At 71.5% G+C, this 4,635-nt stretch carries 4 protein-coding genes; all 4 read left to right on the top strand.

All coding sequences use genetic code 11. The features are described from left to right. The first annotated feature begins 138 nt into the window (after positions 1–138). Complete coding sequence (locus tag GUY60_RS34835; RefSeq protein ID WP_161705258.1) at positions 139–768, top strand: NADH-quinone oxidoreductase subunit J family protein; 630 nt, start codon at positions 139–141, stop codon at positions 766–768. After that, on the top strand, positions 768–1,145 hold the full coding sequence (gene nuoK / locus GUY60_RS34830; protein WP_161705256.1) for an NADH-quinone oxidoreductase subunit NuoK: 378 nt from the start codon (positions 768–770) through the stop codon (positions 1,143–1,145). Before GUY60_RS34835 ends, nuoK begins: the two co-directional genes overlap by 1 nt. Continuing rightward, positions 1,142–3,205, top strand: a complete 2,064-nt coding sequence (locus GUY60_RS34825) for an NADH-quinone oxidoreductase subunit 5 family protein (RefSeq protein ID WP_161705254.1) — start codon at positions 1,142–1,144, stop codon at positions 3,203–3,205. The genes nuoK and GUY60_RS34825 overlap by 4 nt, the downstream gene beginning before the upstream one ends. A gap of 3 nt (positions 3,206–3,208) precedes the next feature. Beyond that, a partial coding sequence (locus GUY60_RS34820) for an NADH-quinone oxidoreductase subunit M (protein WP_161705252.1) occupies positions 3,209–4,635 on the top strand: 1,427 nt, incomplete at its 3' end.

Here is a 4,635-nt window from a genome sequence, read left to right as displayed (position 1 = left end):
CCGCAAGGCAGCCGAGAAACTCGCCACCCAGCAGGCGGCGGAAGCACAGCAGGCGGCGGAAGCGCGGCAGTCGACCGCGACCGAGCCCCAGGAGCCGACCGAGCCCCAGAAGCCGAACGAGCCGGGGGAGGCGCAGCAGTGATCCTCGCCGCAGCCGCCCCGCAGGGCTTCCTCTCGCCGACCGGCGTCGAGGTCGCCTTCCTCCTCGTAGGCGTCGTCACCTTCGCGGCGGCGATCGTCACCGTCACCACCAAGCAGCTGGTGCACGCCGCCCTGTGGCTGGTCGTCGCGCTCGGCGGCCTGGCCGTCGAATACCTCCTGCTCACCGCCGAGTTCATCGCGTGGGTGCAGGTCCTCATCTACGTCGGTTCCGTCGTCGTCCTCCTTCTGTTCGGGCTGATGCTCACCAAGGCGCCCATCGGCCGTTCCCCGGACGCCGACTCGGGCAACCGCTGGGCCGCGCTCACCGTCGCCGTCGCCGCGGCGGCCGCCCTGGTGTGGGTGGTCGTGGACGCGTTCCGCGCCCAGTGGATCGACCTCGACGTACCGCAGGGCACCACCGAGGTCACCGGCGCGATCCTCTTCCGCCACTGGGTACTGCCCTTCGAGGCGCTCTCCGTGCTCCTCCTCGCCGCGCTGGTCGGCGCGATCGTCCTCTCCCGCAAGGCCGACGCGGGCGAGGGCACGGGTGCGGGCACGGGCACGGACCAGGGCACGGATGCGGGCGCCGACGCGGGCGCGGCCACCCCGGACAAGGAGCAGCGCTGATGCATCTCGCCTACCCCGCGGTGCTCGCGGCCCTGCTTTTCTGCACCGGCCTGTACGGAGTGCTCGCCCGCCGCAACGCGATCCTGGTCCTGATGTCCGTCGAGCTGATGCTCAACGCCGTCAACCTCAACCTGGTCGCCTTCGACGTCTGGCTCCGCGACGCCCTGCACGCCGGCCAGGCGCTCACCCTCTTCACCATCGCCATCGCCGCCGCCGAGATCGGCATCGGCCTGTCGATCGTGCTGATGGTGTACCGCAACCGCGGCACGTCCGACGTCGACCGTCTCCGCGACACCGTGGAGTCCGCGGAGACCGCAGAACCGGACGGCGCCCCCGACGCGACCGCCGCCGCGCAGAAGGCAGAGGCCACCGCGTGACCACCACGACCCTCGCCGTTCTCGTACCCCTCCTTCCGTTCCTGGGAGCCGTCGCCGGGCTGCTCCTCGGGCGCAAGGCACCCGGATTCGTCCGCCCCCTCGCCGTACTGCCCACGCTCGCCTCGGCCGTGCTCGCCGTGGTGATCGCCGTCCGGCAGGGCGGCGGCACCGGAGGCGGCGTCCGCCCCCTGGACGCGGCCACCGAACTCACCCCCACCGGCTCGGTACCGATCGAACTCGCCCTGTACCTGGACGGCTTCGCCCTCCTCGTCGCAATCCTCGTCGGCGTGGTCGCCTCCTGCGTGCAGATCTACTCGACGGGCTACCTGCGCGACGACCCGCGCTACTCCTCGTACGCCGCCCTGGTCTCGCTGTTCACCTCCGCGATGCTGCTCGTCGTCTACTCCGGCGACCTGATGGTGCTGCTCGTCGGCTGGGAAGTCATGGGCATCTGCTCGTACTTCCTCGTCGGCCACTACTGGGAGACGCCCGAAGCGCGCGCCGCCTCCCTCAAGGCCTTCCTGGTCACCAAGCTCGGCGATGTCCCCTTCCTGATCGGTCTGTTCGCGCTGGCCACCGACACCGGGTCCTTCCGGATCACGAAGATCCTCGAGGCCGTCGCCGAAGGAGGCCTCGACCACCCCACGGTGATCGCCCTGCTCCTCCTCGGGGGCGTGGCAGGCAAGTCGGCGCAGTTCCCGCTGCACACCTGGCTGCCCGACGCGATGGCCGGCCCCACCCCGGTCTCCGCGCTGATCCACGCCGCGACGATGGTCGCCGCCGGTGTCTACTTCGTGGCCCGCCTCCTTCCCGTCTTCGCCGCCTCCGCCGCAGCCCTCGTCGTCCTCGCCGTGATGGCCGCCGTCACCATGGTCGGATCGGCGCTCGCCGCGCTCGCCCAGGACGACATCAAGCGCGTCCTCGCCTACTCGACCATCGGCCAACTCGGCTACATGACTGGTGCCCTGGCCGTCGGCGACCGCGGTGCCGCCGTCTTCCACCTCCTCTCGCACGGCGCCTTCAAGGCACTGCTCTTCCTCGCCGCGGGCGTGATCATCCACGCCGCCGGCACCAACTCCCTTGCCGCGATGTCCCGTATGACCGGGCTCCGCGCGCGTATCCCCGACGCCTTCTGGACGATGACCGTGGCGCTGCTCGCGCTCGCCGCGATCCCGCCCTTCAGCGGCTTCTTCTCCAAGGAGGCCGTCCTCGGCGCCGCCGAGCACGCGGCCACCGGCCACAGCGAGTCCGTCCCCGGCTCGGCCGGCTGGATCGTCCTCGTCGCCGGTCTTGTGGCCGCCCTCCTGACCGCCGCCTACGCGACCCGTCTCTGGCTGCTCGCCTTCCGGCCGCCCGCACCCGCCCAGCACCCCGCCGCGTCCCACGGCACGGAGTTCGGCACAGCGGCAGGCGTCACCGAGGTCCCCGACCACGGCAAGCAGCCCGTCGTGATGAACGCCGTCCTGTGGGTTCTCGCCCTCCCCTCCCTCGCCTTCGGCATCGCCGTCGGCACGCTCCCCGACTGGTTCGACGGCCGCTCCCTCGACCCGACCCTCACCACCTCCGTCCTCGGCACGGGCCTCGCCCTGGTCGGCGGGCTCGTCACCTACGGCGCCTGGCGCCACACCACCGCCCTGGCCGCCCGCGTCCCCATGGGCGCGGTCGCCGCGCACCCCGAGGCCGAGCCCGCGGTCTCCGAGGCCGAGGCCATCGCCACGCACACCCCCGCGTACGGATCGATCGCCTCCGCGCCGGACCCGGCCGACCCGGGCCGCCTCCTCCTCGGCCCGCTGTACCGCCACGCCGCCGCCGGTTTCCGGCTCGACGCGGTGTACGCGGCGCTGTTCGTCCGCCCCGTCGAAGGCCTGGCCACCCTGGTCCGCTTCCTCGACCGCGAGGTCGTCGACACGTACGTGCGCGGCGCGGGCACCTTGCCCCGCTGGCTGGGTGCGGCCGTGCGCCGGGCCCAGACCGGCAATGTGCAGACCTACTTGAGCGCGCTGCTCGCCGGCTCGGTCGTCCTGGCCGTCGCCGCCGTCCTCGTCGCAGCGGGAGCCTGAGCCGTGATCGATATCAACGACACCGTCATGCAGTTCCTCCTCGTGTCCGTGGTGGTGCTCCCGCTCCTCGGCGCGGCAGCGGCCCTGCTGCCCGCACCGCCCGGACTCCGGGGCACCTCACCCGACCAGGCGGTGCTGCGGCACGGCGTGACCGTCACCGGAGCCGTGCTCCTGGCCGCGCTCGTCCTCGCGGCCGGCTTCGATCACGACGAGCCCGCGCGTATGCAGGCCACGACCGACATCAGCTGGATCCCCGCGCTCGACGTGCGTATCCACCTCGGTGTCGACGGCATCTCGCTCCCCCTTCTCGTACTGACCGCGCTGCTGACCTTCCTCTGCGCGCTCTACAGCTACTTCAAGATGCCTACGGGCCCGTCTCCCAAGGCATTTGTCGCGCTGCTGCTTGTCCTCGAGTCCGGCACCCTCGCGACGTTCGCCGTCCTCGATCTGCTGCTGTTCTTCCTGGCGTTCGAGATGGTGCTCATCCCGATGTACTTCCTGATCGCCCGGTGGGGAGGGGATCAACGGCAGGCCGCCGCCTGGAAGTTCATCCTCTACACGCTCCTCGGCTCGGTCGTGATGCTGCTCGGTCTGCTGCTCGTGGGCCTGAACTCAGGCACATTCGACATGGTGGCACTCGCCACTGACAACGGCCGTGGGCTGACCACATCCGTGCAGGTCATCGCCGTTCTGGCGATCGGCGTCGGGCTTGCGGTGAAGACCCCGATGTGGCCGCTGCACAGCTGGCTCCCCGACGCCCACACCGCCGCGCCCACGGTCGGCTCGGTGCTCCTCGCCGGCGTTCTGCTGAAGATGGGTACGTACGGGTTCGTGCGGATCCTCCTCCCCATCGCCCCTGACGGAATGCGGGAGTTCGCGCCGTACCTCGCGGCGTTCGCGGTCGTCGGCATCATCTACGGATCGCTCGCCTGCCTCGCCCTCGCCAGGACCGGCGCGAAGGGCGATCTCAAGCGCCTCATCGCCTACTCGTCCGTGGGCCACATGGGCTTCGTCCTGCTCGGCATCGCCTCGATGACCCCGACCGGAGTCAACGGCGCGCTGTTCGCCAACGTCGCCCACGGCCTCATCACCGGCCTGCTGTTCTTCCTGGTGGGCGCGCTCAAGGACCGCACCGGCAGCACCGACCTCGACACGCTCGCCGAGCGGACCGGCGCCGCCCTCTACGGCCGGGCGCCCCGCTTCGGCGGCCTGCTCGCCTTCGCCGCCGTCGCCTCGCTCGGACTGCCCGGACTCGCCGGATTCTGGGGCGAGATGCTCGCCCTGTTCGGCGCCTTCGACCCCGCCGACGGGCTGAGCCGCCCGGTCTTCCTCACGTTCGTGGCGATCGGCGCCTTCGGCACCCTCCTGACCGCCGCCTACCTGCTGATCGTCGTACGCCGCGTCTGCATGGGCGCGACCCCCGACCCCGC

This window comes from Streptomyces boluensis (assembly GCF_009908195.1).
GTDB classification, from domain to species: Bacteria; Actinomycetota; Actinomycetes; order Streptomycetales; family Streptomycetaceae; genus Streptomyces; species Streptomyces boluensis.
Note: the sequence above shows the minus strand (reverse complement) of the source record. Positions and strands in the feature narration are given on the sequence as shown.

What these genes read in the sequence shown, in the direction of transcription:
- nuoK (WP_161705256.1), top strand. Translation starts at nt 768, where the DNA reads ATGCATCTCGCCTACCCCGCGGTGCTCGCGGCCCTGCTTTTCTGCACC.